The organism is Streptomyces venezuelae (assembly GCF_008642355.1).
Classification (GTDB): domain Bacteria; phylum Actinomycetota; class Actinomycetes; order Streptomycetales; family Streptomycetaceae; genus Streptomyces; species Streptomyces venezuelae_B.
Genome location: NZ_CP029193.1, coordinates 4,302,048 through 4,325,188, shown reverse-complemented (window position 1 = coordinate 4,325,188; position 23,141 = coordinate 4,302,048). Strand labels below are relative to the sequence as shown.

The window sequence follows — 23,141 nt, the reverse complement described above, 5'->3', positions numbered from 1 at the left end:
CGGAAGCCCGCTACTTGCGCCAGAACAGGTGGTGCGTCACTCCGCTCGGACTCGGCACCACCTCCAGGTGGTAGCGGTCGGTCAGGTCCTCCGGTGAGTTCCAGAGCCGTACCCCCGCCCCGAGCTTCATCGGCGACACCGCCACGTGCAGCGTGTCCACCAGGTCCGCGTCGAGGAACTCTCGGACGGTCGTCGGACCGCCACCGAGCCTGACGTCCTTGCCCTGCGCCGCCTCCTTCGCCTGCTCCAGGACCGTCTCCGGGTCGCCCGCGACGAAGTGGAACGTGGTGTCGGAGAGCGTGAACGACGGGCGCTCGTGGTGGGTCATGACGAAGACGGGGGTGTGGAAGGGGGGCTCGTCACCCCACCAGCCGCGCCACTCGTGGTCCTGCCACGGCCCGCGCTGCGGGCCGAACTTGTTGCGGCCCATGATCTCCGCGCCGATGTTGTGGCTGAAGTCGCGGGTGAAGTAGTCGTCGAGGCCGCGGGTCCCGCCGGCGTCCTCACGGTTCGGCCAGCTCGCCGTCGCACTCGCCCAGGCGGACATCTCCCGGGGGTCGGCGTGGCCGAACGGCCGCTCCAGGCTCTGGCCCTCACCGGTGCCGAAGCCGTCCTGCGACACCATGAAGTTCTGGACCTTCAGCAGCTGCTGCCGCCGCTGCTTCTCCTGTTTCTGGTTCACGTGGCTCCTCCTGTGTGTACGCGCGTACGACAGTCAGACCCGACGGGCCGCCCGAACTCATCGCTAGCTGTAGATGATCATCGAGCCCTGTGCCAGGCTCCGCGTCGCCGCCGCGTGCAGCCCGAGCCACACGTGGCGCTCCCGCGCGAAGGGGCTCTCGTCCGGCGGGGGCGGGGCCGCCGGCTCCTCCAGGGAGGTGGGGGCCGACGGCGGGGCCGGGGCCAGCGGAGGGTTCGCCGGGTCTATGCCGATCGACGGGGCGACGTACTCCAGCTCCCGCAGGAGTGCCTGCGAGGAGCCGAGCGGGCCGCCGCCCGCGAGGAGCTCGTCGTTGGAGAGCGGGACCGGGAAGTCCACGGGGACGTACGCACCCGCGTGGTCGTAGTGCCAGACCAGGTGGGACCGCTGCGCCGTGGCGTCGAACATCTCCAGGAGTTGTTCGTAGTCCCCGCCCAGCTCGTCCACGGGCGTGACCTCCAGGCCGCAGATCTGGAGGAGGTAGGCGCGGCGCAGGAAATGCAGCGCGTCGTAGTCGAAGCCCGCGACCGGGGCGACGTCGCCGGACAGGCCCGGCATGTAGGCGAAGACGGGCACGGGCGGCAGGCCTGCCTCGTGCAGTGCCTTGTCGTAGACGGCGAGCTCTTCCGCGAACGGGTTGTCGGCGCTGTGGCACAAGACGTCGACGAGCGGGACCAGCCACAGGTCGCAGGCCAAGAAGGTCTCCTCGGGTCGGGTGGGGGGCCGGGACACAGGATGACGGCAGGGACGGGGAACGCGCCCACGGACGTGACGCAGTCCCGCGTGCAGGCAGCGTAGCCGCGCCCCTGTCCCCTAACTGCCCTTGCGCAGGTCCCATATCCATACGCCGTCCACCCACTTTCCGGGACGGCCGAGAAGCGCGTCCACGGTCGCGCGCAGTTGTCCGTCGTTCTGCTGCGGCGCCAGGACGAGGAGGCCCGCCTTCCAGTACTCCAGGTCCCGGCGCACCGCCTCGCGCCAGGCGGGCGTGACCTCGGGGACGCGGCCCGAGGAGCGGACGTCGCGCAGGAGGTTGGAGGTGTTGCGGGGCGAGGGGCCGTAGATGCCGACGCGGTCCGGGCCCCACGGGCCGTTGAAGTAGCCGCCGGGGATGCGGAAGCCCAGGCCGGCGGCTACCTGCCAGTGCAGGCCCTCCGCGTTGGCGGGGTCGGGGACCGGCACCGGGACGAGGGTCTCGCCCTTGCCCAGATACGTCCGCCAGGTGCCCTGCGCGATGAACGGCGGCACATCGACCCGGTCCACGGCCTTCAGCGGCGCCGGGAAGACCGGCAGCAGCGCGAGGACGACGGCCGCCACCCCCGCGAACCGGTGTGCGCGCCGGGGAGCGAGGAGCAGTTGTGAGAGCGCCAGCGCGAGCAGCATGCCGAGCGCCGGGGCACACACCATCGCGACCCGCGACTCGATGACGGATTCGAACAGAGGTCGGCCGGAAAGCGCCGCCCACGGGCCCGGCAGGACGATGTCGGTCAGCGGAACGCGGAACTTCGGCCCGAGCGACAGGAGCGCGGCGGCGAGCACGGTGAAGGCCAGCGCCTTGACGACCGTGCGCTCCCAGAGGCGTACGACGATCGCGAAGGCCAGGACGGCGAGCGGCCAGCCGTAGAAGGCGTTCTGCTCGGTCGGGTTCATCGCGAGGTGGTCGGCGGTCTCGTGGCTGCCCGCGAGCGAGCGCTCGGCGAAGGAGAGGAAGGCGAGCGGGCTGTTGCCCGCGTTGTCGCCGTGCAGCACGCTCTTGTAGCTCTGCGGGCCGAAGAACTGCCAGTAGAGGGGGTACGCGACCAGAGGGACCGTGACCGCGAGGGCGATGCCGAGGCCGCGCGCGAGCGGGCGCCAGGCGGCGCGTGCCACGTCACGTCGCACGGCCGCGTACGCGAGCGCGAAGAGCAGCATGCCGAGCGCCGCCAGGAGGAGCGGCTCCTCGCCGAGGAAGATCTGGTACGTCGTGCAGAGCCCGAGGACGACGCCGTCGCGGACGACCCGTGTGCCCTCGCAGAGCCGCAGCGCCCGCTCGATGATCAGCGGGATCATGAAGAGGACGATGAAGTTCGGGTGGGCGTTGGCGTGGCTGACCATCGGGGGCGCGAACGCGGCGAGGGCCGCGCCGACGGCGGCGGCGCCCCGGTGCGGGACGAGACGTCTGCGGATCAGCGCGTACCAGCTGACGGCGGTGGCGGTGAGGCCGCCCGTCATCGCCACGTTCAGGGCGACCGCGGGCCCGAGGAGCCAGGTGACGGGGGCGAGCGGCACGGACAGGCCCAGCATGACCGTGTTGGCCATGAGGTTCACGCCGTCCGGCACGTTCTGCAGGGTCGTGAAGAGGGGGTTGTTCAGGTGGCGGACGTTGTCCGCCGTCACCGCGAAGAACCACTCCCACTGGTTCTGGTCCTGGAGGGAGTCCGGGATGTAGCGGTGGGCGGGGGCCGTCCAGCGGCTGGAGTAGAGGAAGACGGAGAGGGCCAGGAAGAGGAGCGCGACCAGGACGTCGGCCCTGCGGACCATGCGGACCTTGAGGGACGTCAGCTCGGCGAGGACCTTCACGTAGTCCAGCGGCCTGACCTTCGATCCCTCCTGGTGGGACCAGCGCACCGGCACCTCGGCGACGGGCCAGCCCGCCCGCCTGAAGTACTGCAGTATCTCGACGTCGATGCCCCAGCCGTGCAGCCGGGACGCGGCGAACGCCTCACGGGCCCGGTCGCCGTCGAAGAGCTTGAAGCCGCACTGGGTGTCGCGGATTCCGGGGACGGCGACCGACCGTATGAGGAAGTTGCCGGTACGGCCGAGGAGCTCGCGCAACCGGTGCTGGTGGGTGTCGATCGTCGCGCCGGGGCGGGCGCGGGAGCCGATCGCGGCGGCGTGGCCGTCGGTGAGCGCCTTGTCGAGGTGATCGAGCTCCTCGATGGGCGCGGCGAGGTCGGCGTCGGTGACCAGGACGCGGCGGCCGTACGTGGCGAGGACGCCGAGCCGCAGCGCGTGGCCCTTGCCGCGGTTGCGGCCGCCGCGCAGGAGCTGGACGCGGGGGTCCGCGGCGGACGCCTCGGCGGCGATCTCCGCGGTCCGGTCGGTGGAGCCGTCGTCGACGACGATCAGCTCCCACGCCCCCCGGTGGGTCGTTTCGAGGTGGTCGCGGAGCGCGTCGAGGGTGGGGCCGAGGCGCTGCTCCTCGTTGTACGCGGGCACGACGACGGACAGGTCCACGCTCAGGTCCCCGCTCATGCAGCGGCCAGTCGCTCGATGAGGGACAGGGAGTGCGCGTTGTACTCCCTGACGATCGCGTGCGCCGCCTCCGGGTCGTTGCGCACGAGGGCGTCGACGAGCTCGGTGTGCCGGGACCAGAGCAGACCGCGCAGGTCACCGCCGTTGATGTCGCTCCAGCGGCGGAGGTGGGTGACGGCGCAGACCCAGGACTTCAGGCGCAGGCGGTGCAGGAAGTCGGAGAGGTAGGCGTTGCCGAAGAGGGCGCTGAGCTCGCGCCAGAAGCGGAGGTCGTAGCCGATGAGGACGGTCAGGTCGCCCGCGCAGGCGGCGCGGGCGGCTTCCTCGCCGCGGCGGCGGACGGAGAACAGGGCGTCCGCCGTGTCCCTGCGGGCGCCGTGCGCCATGAGGTCGCGGAAGATGCCGTCCGCGATGAGGCCGCGGGCCTCCAGCATGCCGCGGTAGTCGTCCAGGGTGTGCTCGTGGACGCGGAAGCCGCGGTGCTGGTCGGCGTCCAGGAGGCCCTGCGCGGTGAGGTTCACGAGGGCCTCGCGGACGGGGGTCGCGGAGACGCCGTACTGCTCGGCGATCTCCTTCACCGTGAACTCCTGCCCCGGCTCCAGCCTGCCGGCCAGGACCTCGTCGCGGAGGGCGTCGGCGATCTGCTGGCGCAGAGTGCTGCGGATGACGGCGGGGCCGTCGGTGCCGGGCATCTGGTTTCCCCCGCGGAGTCTGACGTGGTCGTCTTGCTCGTCCCGGACGTCTTGCTCGTCTCGGATGTCTTGGTTACGAGCACGTCAGACTACGCGGTCGGGGTTCCGGGGACGGGGGCGTGCGTCACTGCCCCGATCCGTCCGTCACCCCAGGTGAGGGGTGCTACACGGTGTGTTCGTCCGCCGCCGAGAGTGCCGCGTCCAGCGCCGCGAGTCCCTCCTTCGCCTCGGTCTCCGTGATGGTGCACGCGGGGACCACGTGGGTGCGGTTCATGTTGATGAACGGCCACAGGCCGTTCTTCTTCGCGGCGGCCCCGAACGCGGCCATGGGGGCGTTCGCGTCGCCGGTGGCGTTGTAGGGCACCAGGGGCTCGCGCGTCTCGCGGTTCCTGACCAGCTCGAGCGCCCAGAACATGCCGACGCCGCGCACCTCGCCGACGGAGGGGTGGCGCTCGGCGAGCTCGCGCAGGCCCGGCTCGATGACGCAGGCACCGAGGTTCGCCGCGTGCTCGACGACGCCCTCCTCCGCCATGACGTTGATCGTGGCGACGGCGGCGGCGCAGGCCAGCGGGTGGCCGGAGTACGTGAGGCCGCCCGGGTAGGGGCGCTCGGCGAAGGTCTCCGCGATCTTCCGGGAAATGGCGACGCCGCCGAGCGGCACGTAGCCGGAGTTCACGCCCTTCGCGAAGGTCAGCAGGTCGGGGGTGACGTCGAAGAGATCCGCGGCGAACCACTCGCCGGTACGGCCGAAGCCGGCCATGACCTCGTCGAGGATGAAGACGATGCCGTACTTGTCGCAGAGCGCGCGGACTCCGGCGAGGTAGCCGGGCGGCGGGACCATGATCCCGGCGGTACCGGGCACGGTCTCCAGGATGATCGCGGCGACGGTCTGCGGCCCCTCGAAGACGATGGTGTCCTCCAGGTGCTGGAGGGCGCGCTCGCACTCCTGCTGCTCGGTCTCGGCGTAGAAACGGGAGCGGTAGAGGAAGGGCGCCCAGAACCGGACGACGCCCGCGGCCCCCGTGTCGGAGGCCCAGCGGCGGGGGTCGCCGGTGAGGTTGATGGCCTGGTGGGTGCCGCCGTGGTACGAGCGGTACGCCGAGAGCACCTTGGGGCGGCCCGTGTGCAGACGGGCCATCCGGGTGGCGTGCTCGACGGCGTCGGCGCCGGCGTTCGTGAAGAAGATCTTGTCCAGGTCGCCGGGGGTCCGCTCGGCGATGAGGCGTGCGGCCTCGGAGCGGGCTTCCACGGCGAAGGCGGGGGCGAACGTCGTCATCGTCGCCGCCTGTTCCTGGATGGCGGCGACGACCTTCGGGTGCTGGTACCCGATGTTGGTGTAGACGAGTCCGCTGGTGAAGTCGAGGTAGCGGTTTCCGTCGTAGTCCCAGAAGTAGGCGCCCTCGGCACCGGCGATGGCCGGCGGGTCGATGAGCTCCTGTGCGGACCAGGAGTGGAAGACGTGTGCGCGGTCCGCGGCCTTCACGGCGGCGCCGACCTGGGGATTCGGCTGAGGGGTCATGGGGCCGAGGGTAGATGTCCACGGAGTGGACGGGACATGGGCGTCTTGTCGTACGTGACGTCGTGAACCCGACAGAGTGTCGGGGGCGGTCGCTCGCGGGGCGCGGGTGGGGGTGGGGGTGGGTGGGCCGCGCAGTTCCCCGCGCCCCTGGGGAGGGCTCCTGGGCGCCCCCGTGGGAGTTTCCCTCATGGGTTCCGGGTGGGGAAGGACTACCTGGGGGCGCGGGGAACTGCGCGACCGGCCCCCACCGACCCGCACGGGAGGCACTGCCTCAGTCGTCGTCCCTGTCCGGGAGGACCTTCGCTCTCGGCGTCCCGTCCGCGCAGCGGATCTCGTACGGGAGGTCCGGCTGATCGTCGTCGTCGCCCGGCTCCGCCTCCAGGCGGGCCACCGCCCCCGGCCCCCGCTCCACGTCGTCGTCGATGTGGAACCCGTCCGCCGGGCTCCAGGAGACGAGCCGCACCGTGCCGTCCGCCCGGCACTCCACCGTCGCGGAGCCACCGGTGAAGCGGACCGTGGAACGGTCGGCGGAAGGCGTCGGCGTCGGCGGCGTCGAGGAGGGGGACGGCGGCGCGGACGCGGAGGGTGACGCGCGCGTCGGCGTAGATGCCGTCAAGGCAGCCCGTACCGCCGCCTCATCCAGCGGACGACTGTGCGCCGCGCCCCCCGCCCCGTCAGAACTCGCCAACTGCCACGCGCCCAGCGCCCCCGCCGCCGTCCCCACGGCAACCCACGCCGCCGTCACGACCGCGTTCCGCCACTTCCTCATTCCGCCACTGTGCCGCATCGTTTCCTAACGCCCGGTTAAGAGCTCGGCAAGACCCCGCCACGGCGCGTACCCCGGCCCTGACTACGGTGGTTGTATGGCGCATCTTCTCGTCGTCGAGGACGACCCCCAGCTCCGCGGCGCGCTCGTGCGGGCCCTGCGCGACAAGGGGCACGCCGTGGCGACGGCGCCCAGCGGCATGGCCGGGCTCGACGCCGCGGTGACCAGCAGGCCCGACCTGGTCGTGCTCGATCTGGGGCTGCCGGACGTCGACGGGGCGCAGGTGCTCCGCATGCTGCGTGCCGTCAGCGACGTCCCCGTCATCGTGGCGACCGCGCGGGACGACGAGCCGGAGATGGTCACCGTCCTGGAGGCCGGCGCCGACGACTACATCGTCAAACCGTTCGGCGCCGCCCAACTCGACGCCCGCATCAAGGCCGTACTGCGTCGGCTCGGCGTGACCGAGACCGAGGAACCGTTGCGCGTGGGCGGCCTCTCCGTGGACCCGGCCTCCCGTGAGGTGACCCTCGACGAGGCCTCCGTCGACCTGACGCCCCGCGAGTTCGACCTCCTCGCCTACCTCGCCCGCCGCCCCGGCCAGGTCGTCTCGCGCCGCGAACTGCTCGCCGAGGTCTGGCAGCAGCCGCTCGGCGGCGCCGACAAGACCGTCGACGTCCACCTGTCCTGGCTCCGCCGCAAGCTCGGCGAGACGGCCCAGCACCCCCGCTACCTGCACACCGTCCGCACGGTGGGCGTCAAGCTGGCGGCACCCGGGGAGCAGCCCTCCGGCGACCGGACCCCCTGCGACCAGGACCCCGCCTGATGCGCCGCAGCCTGCTCCTCCTGACCGCCGCCACGACCGCCCTCGTCCTCACCGCGCTCCTCGTCCCCCTCACGCTCCTCACCCGGAGCCACGCGGCCGACCGCGCCACCGCCGAGGCCACCGCCCGCGCCCAGTGGGTCGCCCACGCCCTCGGCCCGGTCCTGGCCACGACCGACGAGCGGGAGACGGCCGAGCAGACGGTGGAGAGCGTCAACGGGGAGGGCCTGCCCAGCACTTCGCTCATCCTCGGCGACGGACGCGTCATCGGCCCGCGGGCCGCCGGGCAGGGATCCGCCGTCACCGACCCCGTACGCCTCGCCCGCACCGGCCGCGCCTTCACCTACGAGCCCGGCTCCGGCGGCCGTCTCGTCCTGGTCCCCGTGCAGGGTGCGAAGGACGGCACGGCCGTCGTTCAAGTGACGCTCAGTGAACGGCAGTTGTACGCGGGCACGCTCGCGTCGTGGCTCGTGCTGGCCGGCATCGGCGTCGGCCTCGTGCTCCTGGGACTGCTGCTCGCCGACCGGCTCGGCGCGCGTCTGGTCGGGGCGACGCGCCGCCTCGCCCGTACCGCGGACCGGCTCGCCGCGGGAGACCTGACGGCCCGCGCCGAACCGGAGGGCCCGCCCGAACTGCGCCTGATCGCGGGTGAGCTGAACCGCCTCGCCGCCCGTATCGACGAGCTCCTCACCGCCGAGCGCGAGAACGCCGCCGACCTCGCGCACCGGCTGCGCACCCCCGTGGCGGCCCTGCGCCTGGACGCGGAGACCCTCAGCGACCCGGACGAGGCGCACCGCATCGCGGCGGACGTCTCGGCGCTGGAACGCAGCGTCGACGACGTGATCCGCAAGGCACGGCGCCCCCTGCGCGAGGCGCCGCGCGCGGACCTGGCGGCGGTGGCACGGGAACGTACGGCGTTCTGGGCACCGTTGGCGGAGGACCAGAGCCGGACCGTGCACACCGATACGCCCGACGCCGGGGTCCCCGTTCCCGTCCCCGTCCCCGCGGACGAACTCGCCGCCGCCCTCGACGCGCTCATCGGCAACGTCCTGGACCACACCCCGCACGGCACGGCCTTCTCCCTCACGGTCCGCCGCACACCCGACGGGCGGGCGGAGCTGACCGTGGCCGACGAGGGGCCCGGCTTTCCCGACCCGGGGGCCGCACCCGACCGCGGCACGAGCGGCGCGGGCTCCACGGGACTCGGCCTGGACATCGCGCGCCGCACGGCCGAGGAGGCGGGCGGCACGTTCACCACGGGACCCGCAGCACCCGGGTCGGGCGCCCGCGTCACCCTCGCCTTCCCTCTCCCCCTCACACCACCCCCGCGCGCGCACCCCGCGGGAACGCCGTCCGGACCGCCCGCGCCCACTTGTTGATGCCCAGCTCGGGCCTGACCGCGGCATACCCCCCGCAGTACTTGGTGAAGTCCGCCGCCCGCACCCCGAACCGGTGCAACACGCGGTCGGCGTCGGTCAGATGCCCCTTGGTCTTGGTCTCCACGAGCACGAGTCCGCTGTCGGCGGCGGCGCTGCGTCCCGTCGCCGTGTCCCGCACGACGAGCCCCGCGTCGCAGGTGATGCGCTGACCGTCGGCGACGAAGGTGGCCCGCTGGTAGTCCGTGACGAGCGAGGGCGTGAGGCCGTCCGGTGCCTCGATGCCGTACGACCCGCGCAGCACGCCCGCGAGGAACCCGAGCCGCACCGCGTCGAGGGCGTGGTCGTCGCCTTCCAGGCGCTGCCGGTGCTTGACGGTCTCGCCGCGCCCGCTCTTCAGCTTGATCTCGAACTGCCGCTCGCCGCTGTCCCGGTAGACGCGCTCCCGTATGCGGTAGCGCAGGCGGCGGCCCTGGCGGTGGTCGTGGAAGGTGCCGAGGTCGGGGGTGTCGTAGTACGTCGAGTGGTACCGGAACCAGCGCTTACCGCCGATGCTGAGCGCCCGGAAGGGCCCGCCCGCCCGGCGCGGGTCGGTGAGCAGCGCGGCGAGGTCCTCGAAGATCTCGACCGGTACGAGGTAGCTGTTGTCGAAGCGGGCGAGCAGCTCCGCCCTGGCGTTGACCTCGTCCAGCGCGATGGGGTGCGCGGCGGTGGCGGCGCGGCCGATGGCGCGTACGGCGGGGTTCACACGGTCTCCTTCGGGTGGCTGGGGGCGATCGTGCGGGACCGGGTCGTGCGTCGTCGTACCGTCAACTCCCGGGAGGTCACGGAAGGTTCCGGCTGGCGGAAACGTACTTCCAGGACCATGAGGTCGCGTACGTAATCGACTTCCTGGACGGTCCATCCGAGCGGCTCCCCGAGCCGCCGTGCGAGCTCGGCGCGCAGGGACTCCTCCTCGCGGTGGACGGAGTCCAGGGTGACGACGGTGCGCCGGTCGCGGGCGAAGAGGCGGGGGTGGTCGGCGCCGTACATCACGACGAGCAGGACGCCGGCGAGGAGCGCGGCCACGGGGAGACCGAGCGCGGGCAGACCGCAGAGCAGGCCGAGGACGAGGGTGATGAAGTAGTACGCGACTTCCTGGTGCTGCAGCGCGTCGGAGCGCAGCCGCACGATCGAGAGCACGCCGAAGAGCCCGAACCCGAGGGCGAGCCCGCCGTCCCCGCCGACGGTGCCGAGCCCGGCGACGATCGCGAACAGGGCGACGTTCAGGGCGAGATACGCGGGAACGAGCTCGCGCCTGCGGTGCCGCGGATAGAACACGCCGAAGGTCAGCAGGGCGACGGCGGCGAGGTCGAGTCCCAGGTGGGCGCAGAGGGTCAGGGTGCTGTCCATGACGAGGACGCTAGGGAGCGGGAGGTTAAGCCCGCCCCCGGCGAGCGTTAACGAACGCCTCCAGGCCTTCGCCTCAACCCCATTGACAGCATGCTGCCATTAAGACAGCATGCTTACACAAGCAGAAGCGCAAGGCACGCCACCCGCTCGCACCCCGGAGGCTCACATGTCCCCCACGTCCCGCAAGCCCGTGCACCTCGCCCTCTACGACACGTTCGCCGACTGGGAGACGGGCCACGCCACGGCCTGGCTCGCCCGCTTCGGCTACGAGATCCGCACGGTCGCCCCGACGGCCGAACCCGTCGTCTCCATCGGCGGCCTGCGCGTACAGCCCGACCTCTCCCTCGCCGAACTGCGCCCCGAGGACAGCTCCTTGCTGATCCTGCCGGGCGCGGACCTGTGGGACACGAGCGACGACCTCGCCCCGTTCGCCCGCACGGCCCGCGCGTTCCTGGCCGCGGGCGTCCCGGTCGGCGCGATCTGCGGAGCCACGGCGGGCCTGGCCCGCGAGGGCCTGCTCGACGACCGCACGCACACGAGCGCGGCACCGATGTACCTGACCGCCACCGGCTACAAGGGCGGCGAGAGATACGTCGAGTCGGACGCGGTGACCGACGGCGACCTGATCACGGCGGGCCCGACGGAACCGGTCGCGTTCGCCCGCGAGATCTTCGGCCGCCTCGGCGACGTACTCGACGCCGAGAAGCTCGACGCGTGGTACCGCCTGTTCCACGACTCGGACCCGGCGGCGTACGAGACGCTGAACTCGTGAGCGACAACCGCCAGGACCTCCTGAGCCGCACCGCCCTGACCGTCTTCCGCCTCAACGGCCGGTTCCTCACCGCCTCCGAGGAACTGGCGAAGCCCGCCGGGCTCACCGCGGCCTGGTGGCAGGTGCTCGGCGCGGTGCTGCGCGACCCGCTGCCGGTCGCGGGCGTCGCCCGCACGATGGGCATCACGCGCCAGAGCGTGCAGCGCGTGGCGGACCTCCTGGTCCGCGAGGGCCTCGCCGAATACACGCCGAACCCGGCCCACCGCCGAGCCAAACTCCTCCGCCCGACGGAGGAGGGCAGGGCCGCCGTCTCCCGCATCGAGCCCGGCCACGCGGACTTGGCGGCCCGCCTGGCGGACGCACTCGGCGACGCGGAGTTCGCGGAGACGGCACGGGTACTGGAACGCCTGGCGACGGTGTTGGACGACGTCCTCGACACGGATGCGGGGTCCTCCGGGGCCGTTACGGAACCGTAGGGAGCGGTCCCGGCACATCCTGTCGTACCGCCGCACTATCCTCACTCTGTTGCACACCAATGGGGGAGGTCGGTGCGGCGATGGAGAAGCTCGTGCCCGGGGATCCGCAACGGATCGGCGCGTACCGTCTGTTGGCGCGGCTCGGGGCCGGGGGCATGGGGCATGTGTACCTCGCCCGGTCCGAGCGGGGCCGTACGGTCGCCGTGAAGCTCGTGCGGCAGGAGCTCGCCGAGCAGGAGGAGTTCCGGAACCGGTTCCGGCAGGAGGTGCAGGCCGCCCGGCAAGTGGGGGGTGCGTGGACCGCGCCCGTGCTGGACGCCGACACCGAGGCCGCCATCCCGTGGCTCGCGACCGGGTACGTCGCCGGACCCTCCCTCCAGAGCGTCGTCTCGCACGATCACGGGCCGTTGCCCGAGCGGTCCGTCCACATCCTCGGTGCCGGGCTCGCTCATGCCCTGAAGGACATCCACGCCGCCGGCATGGTCCACCGCGACCTCAAGCCGTCCAACGTCCTCATCACCATCGACGGGCCCCGCGTCATCGACTTCGGCATCGCGCGCGCCCTGGAGACGGTCACCGACGGAGGGCTGACCCGCACGGGCGCGCTCGTCGGGTCGCCCGGGTTCATGGCCCCCGAGCAGGTGCGGGGGGATCGGATCACGCCCGCCTGTGACGTCTTCTGTCTCGGGTCCGTGCTCGCCTACGCCGCTTCCGGCGCCCTGCCCTTCGGGACCGCCAACAGCGGCGTGCACGCGCTGATGTTCCGCATCGCCCAGGAGGAGCCCGACCTGGAGGGGCTTCCCGAAGGGCTCGCCGAGCTGATCGGCGCCTGCCTCCGCAAGGAGCCGGGCGACCGGCCCTCCCTCGACGAGGTGCTCGAGCGTACGGGGGCCGCCGACGCGCTGGGGGACGACGGACACACCCTCGATCCCTGGCTGCCCGGCGCCCTCGTCGCCCAACTGGGTCGGCACGCCGTCCAGTTGCTCGACGCCGAGGACCCCGAGGAGAGCGGGGAGAGCGGGGAGAGCGGGGAGGGCGTAGAGAGCGTGGGGGGCGCGGACGGAGTCGCAGCGGGGTCCGGTGGGGAGCGTGGCGCTGTTCAGGACGCCACCCCTCCCCCGCCCGGCAAGCCCGGCACCGCCCCCCTCGACCACCTGCCCACCATGGTCTCCGGGCAGGCCCCTCCCACACCCCCGCCCGGCGCCCCGGTGTACGGCTACCCGCAGCAGACCCCGGCGCCGCGGCAGGCCCCGGTCCAGCACCCCGCCTACGGGTACCCCCACCAGCCGCCCCCGCCCGGGTTCGGGCCCACGCCTCCCTACGGGCCCACTCCCCCGTACGGGCCCGTCCCGCCGCCCGAGCCCGCGCGGCGCAGTGGGCGGTCCACCGCCGCGCTGGTCGTCGTCGCGCTCATAGTGGCTCTCGGAGCGGGCGGCACCGTCTACGCCGTCATGAACGGCGACAGCGCCGAGGACAAGCGGGGTGACGACTCCGCCAACGGGAACAGCGCCAGCAGCGCACCGAAGACCCCGGGGCCCTCCACGCCGGGGCCCGAGTCGAGCTCCCCCGGACCGTCGCCGTCCGACAGCGACGACGGCACCATCCCGGACAAATACCTCGGCACCTGGTCCGGCGGCCTCGACACCGACAACGGTCACAGCACCCGCGAACTCACCCTCCAGCAGGGCGAGGTCGGCGACACCGTGCTGTCCGTGACGGCCGACGGGCCCGCCGACGGAGGCGGCACCTACCACTGCGTCTTCCAGGGGAAACTCGTGTCCGCGTCCGGCGAGCGACTGCGCATCGGACCCACCGAGGTCACCGTCGGCGAGCCCATGACGTCCTGCACGCCCGGCGACCCGAGCGTCATCACCATCCTCGGCAACGGCAAGCTCCGGCGCGCCAACACCGACGGCAGCGGCGAGCTGACGTACGACAAGGGGAACTGAACCCTCCGGCAACAACTGCCGACAGGACCGCGAAGCCGCCGCCCGCTCGCTCCGCGCCGCCTACCGTCACCGCCCATGGACTGGTTGAGCGCCGAGAACACCATCGCCGTGCTCACGGCTGTCCTCGGTCTCGCCGCCACCGTCGGCGCGCTCTGGTACGAGCGGCGCGTGCCCCGGCGCAAGCGGCTCGGCTACCGGGTCCAGCTGGACACCGCCATAGGCGACAACGTGCGGACGGGCGGCGCCAACGCCCGCCTCGGTCTCTTCGACGAGACCCCCGAGATGTCCGACGCCACGCTCGTCCTGCTGCGCGTCGAGAACGACGGCTCCCAAGCCGTCTCCGACGCCGACTACAGCGGGCGTGCCCTGCACGGGCTCACCGCCGTCTTCACGGGACGCACCGTCCGCGGTCTCGCCGTCACCGCGCCGTCCGGCGACGACCACCTGATGGAGCACTTCACGGCCGCGGCCGGGCTGCGGTACGAGGGCAGCACCCTGCACATCCCGCGCGTCCCGCTCAACCGGGGTCAGCACTACAAGCTGCTCGTCCTCCTCACCGGCGGACCCGTCGGCGGCGACGTCACCCTCTCCGGCGGCATCCAGGCGGGCGACGTGCAGCCCAACCGGTCCACCACCCTCGACGACAAGCCGCCACTGCTGTCCCGGCCCGCACAGCTCCTCACCGTGCTGCTCACCCTGTCCGTCGTCACCCTCGCCTCGATCATCGTGCTCCGCGAGGACGACCCGCCGCCGCCCATCGAGTGCGCGACCGGCGAGCTGACGGTGCTCGGCTCGACGGCGTTCGCGCCGGTCGTCGAGGAGCTCGCCGACAAGTACGAGGGCGACTGCCCCGGCTCCGACATCACGGTCAGCGCCCACGGCAGCGCGGCGGGCCTGCGTGAACTCGACGACGCGGGGCGGAAGTCCACCGGCAAGGGAAGGAACAAAGGAGCACCGGCCCTGCTCGCCTTCTCCGACGGGCCGGGGTCCGACGGCTTCCCCCGCCTCGCCGAGACCCGCGTCGCCGTCTCCGTCTTCGCGCTCGTCCTCAACGACCGCGTACCGACGCGCAATCTGACCCTGCCGCAGGTGCGTCGGATCTACCGGGGCGACGTACGCAACTGGAAGGAGCTCGGCGGGCCCGACCTGCCCGTCGTCCTCGTCAGCCGCGGCTCCAGCTCCGGCACCCGCGACACGCTCCAGCGCCGCGTCCTCGGCGGCACCTTCGAGATCAAGGCGTCCTCCAACGACTGCCTCGGCAAGGACGACCCGTCCGTGCCCGTCACCCGCTGCGAACTCGACTCCACCGACCAGGTCCTCGACGCCGTCGGCCGCATCCCCGGCGCCATCGGCTACAGCGAACTCCGCGCCGCCTCCGGCCTCAAGGGCCTGCACCGGCTCGACCTGGAAGGCCACGCGCCGTCCACCGACCAGCTCCTGAAGACCGGCTACCCCTACCGCGAGATCGAGTACGCCTACACCTACGGCCTCCCGCCCGCCGACTCCCTCGCCGCGGGGTTCCTCGCCTACGCGCGCGGCACCGGCATCGACGTCATCCGCACCCACGGCCACCTGCCGTGCGCGACCCCGGAGGGCCTGCGGGTATGCGCGGAGGGGCGCCCCGGCGACAGTGCCGGGACGCCCCTCCCACAGAGCTCTACGACTAGACGAACGAGTTGATCTCGATCGTCTCCGTGCGGCCCGGACCCACACCGATCGCGGAGATCGGCGCGCCGGACATCTCCTCCAGCGCCTTCACGTAACCCTGCGCGTTCTTCGGCAGGTCGGAGAAGGTCTGCGCCTTGGTGATGTCCTCGGACCAGCCGGGCAGCATCTCGTAGATCGGCTTCGCGTGGTGGAAGTCGGTCTGGTTGTACGGGAGCTCCTCGACACGCTTGCCGTCGATCTCGTACGCCACGCAGACCGGGATCTGCTCCCAGCCGGTGAGGACGTCGAGCTTCGTCAGGAAGAAGTCCGTGAGGCCGTTGACGCGCGTCGCGTAGCGGGCGATCGGGGCGTCGAACCAGCCGCAGCGGCGGTCACGGCCCGTCGTCACACCGCGCTCGCCGCCGATGGTGCGCAGCGCCTCGCCGTCCGCGTCGAACAGCTCCGTCGGGAACGGGCCCGCGCCGACACGGGTCGTGTACGCCTTCAGGATGCCGATGACCCGGGTGATCTTCGTCGGGCCCACGCCCGTGCCCGTGCAGGCGCCGCCCGCGGTCGGGTTCGAGGAGGTGACGAAGGGGTACGTGCCGTGGTCCACGTCCAGGAGCGTGCCCTGGCCGCCCTCGAACAGGACGACCTTGTCGTCGTCGAGCGCGTTGTTCAGGATCAGCGTCGTGTCGGCGACGTACTGCTTGATGTTCTCGCCGTGCTCCAGGAGCTGCTCGACGATCTGCTCCGACTCGATCGCGCGCCGGTTGAAGACCTTGGTCAGGAGCTGGTTCTTCTGCTCCAGGGCCGCTTCGACCTTCTGCTTCAGGATCGACTCGTCGTAGAGGTCCTGGACGCGGATGCCGGTGCGGTTGATCTTGTCGGCGTACGTCGGGCCGATGCCGCGGCCCGTCGTGCCGATCTTCCGCTTGCCGAGGAAGCGCTCGCCGACCTTGTCGACCGTGACGTTGTACGGCGTGATGATGTGCGCGTTGCCGCTGATCAGCAGCTTCGACGTGTCGACGCCGCGCTCGTTCAGACCGCTCAGCTCGGAGAGCAGGACCGACGGGTCGACGACGACTCCGTTGCCGATGACGGGCACGCAGTCCGGGGAGAGAATCCCGGAAGGGAGGAGATGCAGCGCGTACTTCTGGTCGCCGACGACGACCGTGTGGCCGGCGTTGTTGCCGCCCTGGTAGCGCACTACATAGTCCACGGAGCCACCGAGCAGGTCAGTGGCCTTTCCCTTGCCTTCGTCACCCCACTGAGCACCGAGCAGCACAAGTGCGGGCACAGGCGTACACCCCTTCCGGGCGGGGCATGTCCAAGGTCTGGGGCCGTAGCCGCCGTATGGGTGTGCCTTGGATGCTGCCCCGGAATAGACGAAGCCCCTGGCGCAATAGCGCAAGGGGCTCTTGCACAAAGATGCTACCCGAGGTCTCAAAGAACGGCTAAAAGAAAGGGCGCACGTTGTCGGCTCGCGACCAGCTCCTAGTCGTCATCGACCCGGTCGCCCGGCGCACGGACGGTGAGTCGGTACGGATCGCGAAGGATGTGCTCGGCGCGGGCGCCGCGGTCCGGGTCTGTCTCCCCGACGGCCCCGAAGACTTCACGAAAGCGCTGGCCAGGCGGGGTACGCGACGGCTCGTGGTGATCGGCGACGATCGGGCGCTGCTGCGTGCGGTGGCGGCGCTCCACCGGGAGCGGGACCTCGCCGGGTGCGCGCTTTCCGTCGTCCCCGTGGGCGCCGCGCAATCGCTGACGCTGACGCGCGGGCTGGGGGTGCCGGCGGGGGCGGTGGCCGCGGCGCGGGCGGTCCTGGAGGGTGCCGAGCGCAGACTCGACCTGCTGGTGGACGACAGTGACGGGGTCGTCCTCGGTGATCTCCGGATCCCGCCGGTGGGGGCGGGCAGGTCCTCGTCCGTGCCCGAGGACGTCTCCTCGTCCGTGGGCGCGGGCGCCTCAGCGAGGGTGATCGCGGGGAGGGCGGGCGTCGCGGCGGAGGGGCACGCGTGGCTGCGCTCGTGCCAGTCGTTCGTCCGCACGCTCGCGGCGCGCCCCGCGCGCCCGTCCCGTCCCGTACCGCCGGCCCGGCTCCGGATCGAGGCGGACGGGGTCACGCTCGTGGGCCTGGACCAGCCCGTCGAGGGCGTCCGTGTCACGGCCGGGGGCGGCGGCCTGGCCCGTGTGGAGGTCCGCCCGTCCCCTTCGGCGGGGGCGGACGCGTCGCCGGTACGGGTCCGGGCGCGGACGGTGACGGTGTCCGGGGCGGACTTCCGCTACCGGGCGGACGCGGTGGTGGCGGGCCCGGTGCGGACCCGGACGTGGACGGTGCGGGCTCGGGCGTGGGGGCTCACGTTGCCGCGGTGAGGGGGCCCGCGGGTCCCGTCACACCGTCACCAGGAGCTCCTCGAACCCTCGGATCACGAAGTTCGGGGTGCGGGGCGGGTCCGCCGCGAGGCGCAGGGCCGGGGCGCGGCGCAGCAGGGCGTGCAGGGACGCCGCCAGTTCGATGCGGGCCAGGGGCGCGCCGATGCAGTAGTGGATGCCCGCGCTGAAGGAGATGTGCGGGTTGTCGCGGCGGGAGAGGTCGAGCTCGGCGGGGGCGTCGAAGACCGCGGGGTCGTGGTTGGCGGAGCCGAAGAGGAGGGCCAGTTCCGCGCCGCGCGGGATCGTCACGCCGTCGATCTCGATGTCGTCGAGGACCCACCGTTCGAAGAGCTGGAGCGGCGTGTCGTACCGCATCAGCTCCTCGACCGCCGTGGGCACGAGTCCGGCCGGGTCGGCGCGGAGCGCGGCCAGCTGCGCCGGGTTCCGGAACAGCGCGTGCCAGCCGTTGACCGTGGCGTTCACCGTCGCCTCGTGCCCCGCATTGAGCAGGAGCACGCACGTGGAGATCATTTCCTGCTCGGTGAGGGACTCGCCGTCCTCGTGCGCCGCGATCAGGCCCGAGATCAGGTCCTCGGCCGGGTTCGCGCGGCGTGCGGCGATCAGCTCGCGCAGGTACGCCGTGAATTCGAGGGAGGCGCGGACCGCTCGCGCCGCCGTCTCCTGCGACGGGTTCAGCTCGTACATGCCGCAGATCGCCGCCGACCAGGGGCGCAGCAGGTCCCGGTCGCCCTCCGGGATGCCCAGCATCTGGGCGATGACCGCCACCGGGAGCGGTTCGGCGACGCGGGCCTTGAGGTCGCCGCCGCCGTCCGCCACGAGGTCGCGCACGAGGCCGTCCGCCAACTGCTCGACGTAGGGACGGAGCCGGGCGACCGTGCGCGGGGTGAACGCCTTCGCGACCAGGCGGCGGATGCGGGTGTGCGTGGGCGCCTCCAGGTCGAGCATGCCGTTGTCGTTGAGGGTGTGGAACGGCTCGTGCTCGGGCGGCGGGGGTGTGCGGCCGAACTCCTCGTGCGTGAAGCGGTGCAGGTACGTGCGGCCGAGGCGCCGGTCGCGCAGCAGGGCCGCGACGTCCGCGTGGTGCGGGATCAGCCACTGCCCGGTGGGCGGGCAGTAGTGGGCGCGGCCCGCCTCGCGCAGGCGTGCGTACGCCGGGCAGGGGTCGGCCACGAACTCCGGGGAGGAGGGGGTGAACACCTCTGCCGCTTCGAGCGCTGCGTCCATGGGGGGACGCTAGACCCGCTCACCCCGCCATGACCAGCCTCATTCCGTCATGACCAGCCTCACCCCGGTGTGACCAGCCTCGCTTCGTACGCGAACACCGCCGCCTGCGTGCGGTCCCGCAGCCCCAGCTTCACCAGGACCCGGCTGACGTGCGTCTTGATGGTCGACTCGGCGACGACGAGCCGGGAGGCGATCTCCGCGTTCGACAGGCCCTGCGCGATGAGGACGAGGACCTCCGTCTCGCGCTCGGTGAGCTCCCCGTACTGCTGCGCCTGGACGGTCGCCGAGAGCCGCGGCGTCTCCGCCAGCTTCGAGAACTCCGTGATCAGGCGGCGCGTCACGGTCGGCGCGAGAAGCGCCTCGCCGGACGCCACCACCCTTACACCCTCCGCGAGTTGTCGCGCGGAGGCGTCCTTGAGGAGGAAGCCGGAGGCGCCCGCGCGGAGCGCCTGGTAGACGTACTCGTCGAGGTCGAACGTGGTCAGGACGAGGACCTTCGCGTTGCCCTCGGACGCGATGATCTCGCGGGTCGCCTCGATGCCGTTCAGCTGGGGCATGCGGATGTCCATCAGGACGACGTCGGGGGCGAGTTCCCGGACCCGCTCGACCGCCTCGCGGCCGTTGACGGCCTCGCCGACGACCTCGATGTCGGGCATCGCGTTCAGGAGGACGGAGAAGCCCTCGCGCACCATCATCTGGTCGTCGGCGATGAGCACCTTGATCGTCATGCGTCCTCTCCCGCCGGGTTCATGCGGTCCACGGGCGGCACCGGCAGGAAGACCGTGACCTCGTAACCGCCGTCGGCGGCCGGTTCCGCCGTCATCTCGCCGTTCAGCATCGTCACGCGCTCCCGCATGCCGGTGATGCCGTGGCCCGCGCCCGGGGACGGCTTGACCAGGCCGGTCGCCGGGCCGTTCACGACGCGCAGGCCCAGGCCGCCGAGGACGTAGCCGACCTCGACGCGCGCCGCCGCGCCGGGCGCGTGGCGCAGGCTGTTGCTGAGGGCCTCCTGCACGATGCGGTACGCGGAGAGCTCCACGCCCTGCGGCAGTTCGCGGACCGCCCCGGTGACCACCTTGTCGACGGTCAGACCGGCGTCACGGACGTTGTCCAGGAGCCGGTCGAGGTCGGCGAGCGTGGGCTGCGGGGCGTCCGGCGCCTCGTAGTCCTCGGCCCGTACGACACCGAGGACGCGGCGCAGTTCGGTGAGCGCGGACACCGCGTTCTCGCGGATCGTCACGAACGCCTGCTCCAGCTCGGGCGGCGGGTTCTCCACGCGGTAGGGCGCGGCCTCGGCCTGGATGGCGACCACCGACATGTGGTGGGCGACCACGTCGTGCAGCTCGCGGGCGATGTTGGTGCGCTCCTCCAGGAGGGTGCGCTTGTCGCGCTCGATGGCGGTGACGGTGCGCTGCACGGTGACCTCGCGCTGCGCCTCGCGCCGCACGTGCACCACCGTGGTGACGAGGAGCGCGAGCGCCGAGACGAACAGCATCATCGGGGCGTCGGAGGCGCCGGGCGACCCGACCCAGACCTCCGTGACCACGCCGTACGCCGCCGTGGCGAGCCACATCCACAGGGCGGTGCGCGGTCCGGTCCTCGCCGCGACGACGACCATCACCACGATGTGCGCGAAGAACGCGGCGGGCGTCCACGGCCAGCCGTCCCAGGTGTTGCCGAGCACCGCGGTGAACGGGGTCGAGACGAGCGAGACCCAGAAGGCGCCGACCGGCCTGACCAGCGTCATCAGGACCGCCGCCGCCGGGATGAAGCCGGTGAGGAGGTGCGCGACGGCGTCGGTGCCGTAGCCCACGTTGTACGCGAGGGACAGGGTGATCAGGGCCGCGGCGACCACCAGGGCGTGCGGGGTCCACACGGCGTACGCGCGTATCCGCCGCGGGAGGAGACGGGCCAGGCGGCCCTCCGTCGTCCTGGGCGGCAGCAGCCGGTAGGCGAAGGCGTCGTGGAACAGCGCCTCGCGCAGGCCGCCGAAGGCCTCCCGCACGAGGTGGAACTCGGGGCTCTTCGGGCCTCTGGCCTTGAGCTGCTCAGTCGTATCGGTCACGTCTACGAAGGTAAGGGCACGTGGCGGGCCGGTCGTCCACAGCAAGACGGGTTCCGCGGGGTCCGTCGCAGGTACTACTCGCGACCGTCAGGAGGTGCGTCCCGACGGGCGCACCACGCCCGTCTCGTACGCGTACACCGCCGCCTGCGTGCGGTCGCGCAGGCCCAGCTTCACCAGGATGCGGCCGACGTGCGTCTTCACGGTCTGCTCGGCGACGACGAGCCGCGCCGCGATCTCCGCGTTCGACAGGCCCTGCGCGATCAGGGCGAGCACCTCCGTCTCGCGCCCGGTCAGCTCACCCACGCGGGGCTTGAGCGGGCCGCGCGTCCCGCCGTCCATGCGGGAGAACTCCGCGATGAGGCGCCGGGTGATGCCGGGCGCGAGCAGCGCGTCCCCGGCCGCCACGACCCGGACCGCCTCGGCGAGCTGGTCCGCCGACGCGTCCTTGAGCAGGAACCCGGAGGCACCGGCGCGCAGCGCGTCGTACACGTACTCGTCGAGGTCGAAGGTGGTCAGGACGAGGACCTTCACGTCGGCGGCGCCGGGCAGTTCGCCCGTGATGCGGCGGGTCGCCTCGATGCCGCTCAGCTCGGGCATGCGGATGTCCATGAGGACCACGTCCGGCACGAGTGCGGCGACCTTGGCGACCGCGTCCGCGCCGTCGACGGCCTGACCGATCACCTCGATGTCCGGCTCGGCATTGAGCAGGACGGAGAAGCCCTGCCTGACCATGATCTGGTCGTCGGCGATCAGGACCTTGATCGTCATGGCGTGGTCTCTCCGTCGGTGGTCGGTGTCGTAAGGGTGGTCGGGGTCGCGGTCGGCAGGAACGCCGACACCTCGTAGCCGCCGTCCTGCGTGGGGCCCGTGGCGAGGTCGCCGCCCAGCATCGTCGTGCGCTCCCGCATGCCGAGCAGCCCGTGGCCCGCGCCCGGCGAGGGCGGCGCGGCGGTGCGCGCGCCCGAGTCGGTGACCCGGACGTGCACCCCGGCCCGCGCGTACGTGAGGCCGATCCGCACCGTCGAGCCGGGCGCGTGCCGGATCGCGTTGCTGAGCGCCTCCTGCACGATGCGGTACGCCGACAGGTCGACGCCGGGCGGCAGCGGGCGCGGCTCGCCCGCCGTCTCGCGGCGCACGGTCAGGCCCGCCGCGCGGGCGTTGTCCACGAGGACGTCCAGGCGCTCCAGGGTGGGCAGCGGGGCCTGCGGGGCGGCCTCCGGGTCACCGGGGTTCTCCGAGCGCAGGACGCCGAGGACGCGACGGAGCTCGGTGAGGGCTTCGAGGGCGTTCTCCCGGATGCCCGCGAGGTTCTCCCTGAGCTCGTCGGGCGGGTCCTCGACCAGGTGCGGGGCGACCTGCGCCTGGATGGAGATGACGGACATGTGGTGGGCGACCACGTCGTGCAGTTCGCGGGCGATGCGGCTGCGCTCCTCCAGGAGGGTGCGGCGGGCCCGTTCCTCGGCGGTGATGGTCTCCTGCTCGACGAGCCGGGTGCGGGCCTCGCGGCGACCGCGCAGGAGGGTGCCGACGAGGGTGACGGCGCCGAAGACGAGGGCCGCGAGGGGCACGGTGGTGTCGTAGGGCCCGGGGCTGCTCGTCTGCTGCAGCACGAGCGGGACGCCGACGCTCAGCACGCAGGCCGCCCAGGCGGCCCTGGCCGGCAGCCGCAGCGCGAGCAGCAGCGTCGCCGTGCCGTGCGCGAACAGCGCGGGCGGCCCCCACGGCCACGGTTCGGGCCCCTGGAGGAGCGGCACCGTCGTCAGGAGGGAGGCGGTCGTGTTCACGACGAGCGACAGCCACCACGCGGGCACCGGACGCACCAGTGCGACGAGCAGCGCGGCAGCCTGCAGCAGCGCCATCAGCGTGCCGACGGTGTGTCCGAGGTGGTAACGCTGCGACCACTGGTCGAGGTTCCCGACGGCCGTGGTGACGGCGACGCCGACGACCACGACGTGCGCGAACCAGCGCAGCACCCGGGGCTGCCGGAACGGCGGCAGCGGCATCCGCGCCGCCGTCACCAGATCACGGCGCAGCCTCTTGAGCCCGCCCGCGACCGCCCGGTCGAACCGCTCCCCGTCACCGCTCCCGCGGTCCGCCTCTGCCACAAGATCA

At 72.5% G+C, this 23,141-nt stretch carries 21 protein-coding genes; 7 read left to right on the top strand and 14 right to left on the bottom strand.

All coding sequences use genetic code 11. The features are described from left to right. Window positions 1-10 precede the first annotated feature (10 nt). The 6 genes from DEJ47_RS20030 to DEJ47_RS20005 all read right to left on the bottom strand — a co-directional run bounded on the left by DEJ47_RS20030 (window position 11) and on the right by DEJ47_RS20005 (window position 6,914). Window positions 11-625: a dihydrofolate reductase family protein gene (locus DEJ47_RS20030; protein WP_150175745.1), complete on the bottom strand. Its 615-nt coding sequence runs from the start codon at window positions 623-625 to the stop codon at window positions 11-13. Window positions 626-745: 120 nt separating this feature from the next. Beyond that, on the bottom strand, window positions 746-1,396 hold the full coding sequence (locus DEJ47_RS20025) for a hypothetical protein (RefSeq protein ID WP_150170247.1): 651 nt from the start codon (window positions 1,394-1,396) through the stop codon (window positions 746-748). A gap of 117 nt (window positions 1,397-1,513) precedes the next feature. Further along, window positions 1,514-3,934 carry a dolichyl-phosphate beta-glucosyltransferase gene (locus DEJ47_RS20020; protein WP_150170245.1) on the bottom strand — a complete coding sequence of 807 codons (2,421 nt, stop codon included), beginning with the start codon at window positions 3,932-3,934 and terminating at the stop codon, window positions 1,514-1,516. Then, window positions 3,931-4,626 carry a GntR family transcriptional regulator gene (locus tag DEJ47_RS20015; RefSeq protein WP_150170243.1) on the bottom strand — a complete coding sequence of 232 codons (696 nt, stop codon included), beginning with the start codon at window positions 4,624-4,626 and terminating at the stop codon, window positions 3,931-3,933. The genes DEJ47_RS20020 and DEJ47_RS20015 overlap by 4 nt, the downstream gene beginning before the upstream one ends. A 163-nt stretch (window positions 4,627-4,789) precedes the next feature. Next, a complete protein-coding gene (locus DEJ47_RS20010) occupies window positions 4,790-6,145 on the bottom strand; it encodes an aspartate aminotransferase family protein (protein ID WP_150170241.1) in 1,356 nt (451 codons plus the stop codon). Between the two features lie 271 nt (window positions 6,146-6,416). Further along, the gene (locus tag DEJ47_RS20005) at window positions 6,417-6,914 is read right to left on the bottom strand and encodes a hypothetical protein (protein WP_150170239.1); all 498 of its coding nucleotides are present in this window, start codon (window positions 6,912-6,914) and stop codon (window positions 6,417-6,419) included. Window positions 6,915-7,008: 94 nt separating this feature from the next. Here DEJ47_RS20005 and DEJ47_RS20000 point away from each other — a divergent pair, with 94 nt between their 5' ends. Further along, window positions 7,009-7,734 (top strand): response regulator transcription factor, encoded by a 726-nt coding sequence (locus tag DEJ47_RS20000; protein WP_150170237.1) that lies wholly within the window; start codon window positions 7,009-7,011, stop codon window positions 7,732-7,734. After that, complete coding sequence (locus DEJ47_RS19995) at window positions 7,734-9,110, top strand: sensor histidine kinase (protein WP_150170236.1); 1,377 nt, start codon at window positions 7,734-7,736, stop codon at window positions 9,108-9,110. The genes DEJ47_RS20000 and DEJ47_RS19995 overlap by 1 nt, the downstream gene beginning before the upstream one ends. On the opposite strand, the gene DEJ47_RS19990 is transcribed toward DEJ47_RS19995, so the two are convergent. Together DEJ47_RS19990 and DEJ47_RS19985 are read right to left on the bottom strand one after the other, a co-directional pair. Next, window positions 9,046-9,855, bottom strand: coding sequence for a VTC domain-containing protein (locus DEJ47_RS19990; RefSeq protein WP_150170234.1), 810 nt, complete (start codon window positions 9,853-9,855; stop codon window positions 9,046-9,048). The two genes, DEJ47_RS19995 and DEJ47_RS19990, sit on opposite strands and share 65 nt — an antisense overlap. Beyond that, window positions 9,852-10,499, bottom strand: coding sequence for a DUF4956 domain-containing protein (locus tag DEJ47_RS19985; protein ID WP_150170232.1), 648 nt, complete (start codon window positions 10,497-10,499; stop codon window positions 9,852-9,854). Before DEJ47_RS19985 ends, DEJ47_RS19990 begins: the two co-directional genes overlap by 4 nt. 166 nt (window positions 10,500-10,665) lie before the next feature. Here DEJ47_RS19985 and DEJ47_RS19980 point away from each other — a divergent pair, with 166 nt between their 5' ends. From DEJ47_RS19980 to DEJ47_RS19965, 4 genes are all read left to right on the top strand, one after another. Beyond that, complete coding sequence (locus DEJ47_RS19980; RefSeq protein WP_150170230.1) at window positions 10,666-11,271, top strand: type 1 glutamine amidotransferase family protein; 606 nt, start codon at window positions 10,666-10,668, stop codon at window positions 11,269-11,271. Beyond that, window positions 11,268-11,747, top strand: a complete 480-nt coding sequence (locus tag DEJ47_RS19975; protein ID WP_150170228.1) for a MarR family winged helix-turn-helix transcriptional regulator — start codon at window positions 11,268-11,270, stop codon at window positions 11,745-11,747. The genes DEJ47_RS19980 and DEJ47_RS19975 overlap by 4 nt, the downstream gene beginning before the upstream one ends. A gap of 80 nt (window positions 11,748-11,827) precedes the next feature. Then, window positions 11,828-13,696 carry a serine/threonine-protein kinase gene (locus DEJ47_RS19970; RefSeq protein ID WP_150170226.1) on the top strand — a complete coding sequence of 623 codons (1,869 nt, stop codon included), beginning with the start codon at window positions 11,828-11,830 and terminating at the stop codon, window positions 13,694-13,696. A gap of 75 nt (window positions 13,697-13,771) precedes the next feature. After that, a complete protein-coding gene (locus DEJ47_RS19965; RefSeq protein ID WP_150170225.1) occupies window positions 13,772-15,376 on the top strand; it encodes a substrate-binding domain-containing protein in 1,605 nt (534 codons plus the stop codon). Here the strand turns inward: DEJ47_RS19965 and DEJ47_RS19960 are convergent. Then, window positions 15,360-16,643, bottom strand: a complete 1,284-nt coding sequence (locus DEJ47_RS19960) for an adenylosuccinate synthase (RefSeq protein ID WP_150170223.1) — start codon at window positions 16,641-16,643, stop codon at window positions 15,360-15,362. The two genes, DEJ47_RS19965 and DEJ47_RS19960, sit on opposite strands and share 17 nt — an antisense overlap. A 176-nt stretch (window positions 16,644-16,819) precedes the next feature. Between DEJ47_RS19960 and DEJ47_RS19955 the strand changes: the two genes are divergently transcribed. Further along, window positions 16,820-17,719 carry a diacylglycerol kinase family protein gene (locus DEJ47_RS19955; RefSeq protein WP_150170221.1) on the top strand — a complete coding sequence of 300 codons (900 nt, stop codon included), beginning with the start codon at window positions 16,820-16,822 and terminating at the stop codon, window positions 17,717-17,719. Window positions 17,720-17,737: 18 nt separating this feature from the next. On the opposite strand, the gene DEJ47_RS19950 is transcribed toward DEJ47_RS19955, so the two are convergent. The 5 genes from DEJ47_RS19950 to DEJ47_RS19930 form a co-directional block, all read right to left on the bottom strand. Continuing rightward, window positions 17,738-18,964, bottom strand: a complete 1,227-nt coding sequence (locus DEJ47_RS19950; protein ID WP_150170219.1) for a cytochrome P450 — start codon at window positions 18,962-18,964, stop codon at window positions 17,738-17,740. Window positions 18,965-19,023: 59 nt separating this feature from the next. Then, window positions 19,024-19,692, bottom strand: a complete 669-nt coding sequence (locus DEJ47_RS19945) for a response regulator (protein WP_150170218.1) — start codon at window positions 19,690-19,692, stop codon at window positions 19,024-19,026. After that, window positions 19,689-21,029, bottom strand: a complete 1,341-nt coding sequence (locus DEJ47_RS19940) for a sensor histidine kinase (protein ID WP_150170216.1) — start codon at window positions 21,027-21,029, stop codon at window positions 19,689-19,691. The genes DEJ47_RS19945 and DEJ47_RS19940 overlap by 4 nt, the downstream gene beginning before the upstream one ends. An 87-nt stretch (window positions 21,030-21,116) precedes the next feature. Then, complete coding sequence (locus DEJ47_RS19935) at window positions 21,117-21,797, bottom strand: response regulator (RefSeq protein WP_150170214.1); 681 nt, start codon at window positions 21,795-21,797, stop codon at window positions 21,117-21,119. Beyond that, window positions 21,794-23,134, bottom strand: coding sequence for a sensor histidine kinase (locus DEJ47_RS19930; protein ID WP_223828415.1), 1,341 nt, complete (start codon window positions 23,132-23,134; stop codon window positions 21,794-21,796). The genes DEJ47_RS19935 and DEJ47_RS19930 overlap by 4 nt, the downstream gene beginning before the upstream one ends. Between the last annotated feature and the right edge of the window lie 7 nt (window positions 23,135-23,141).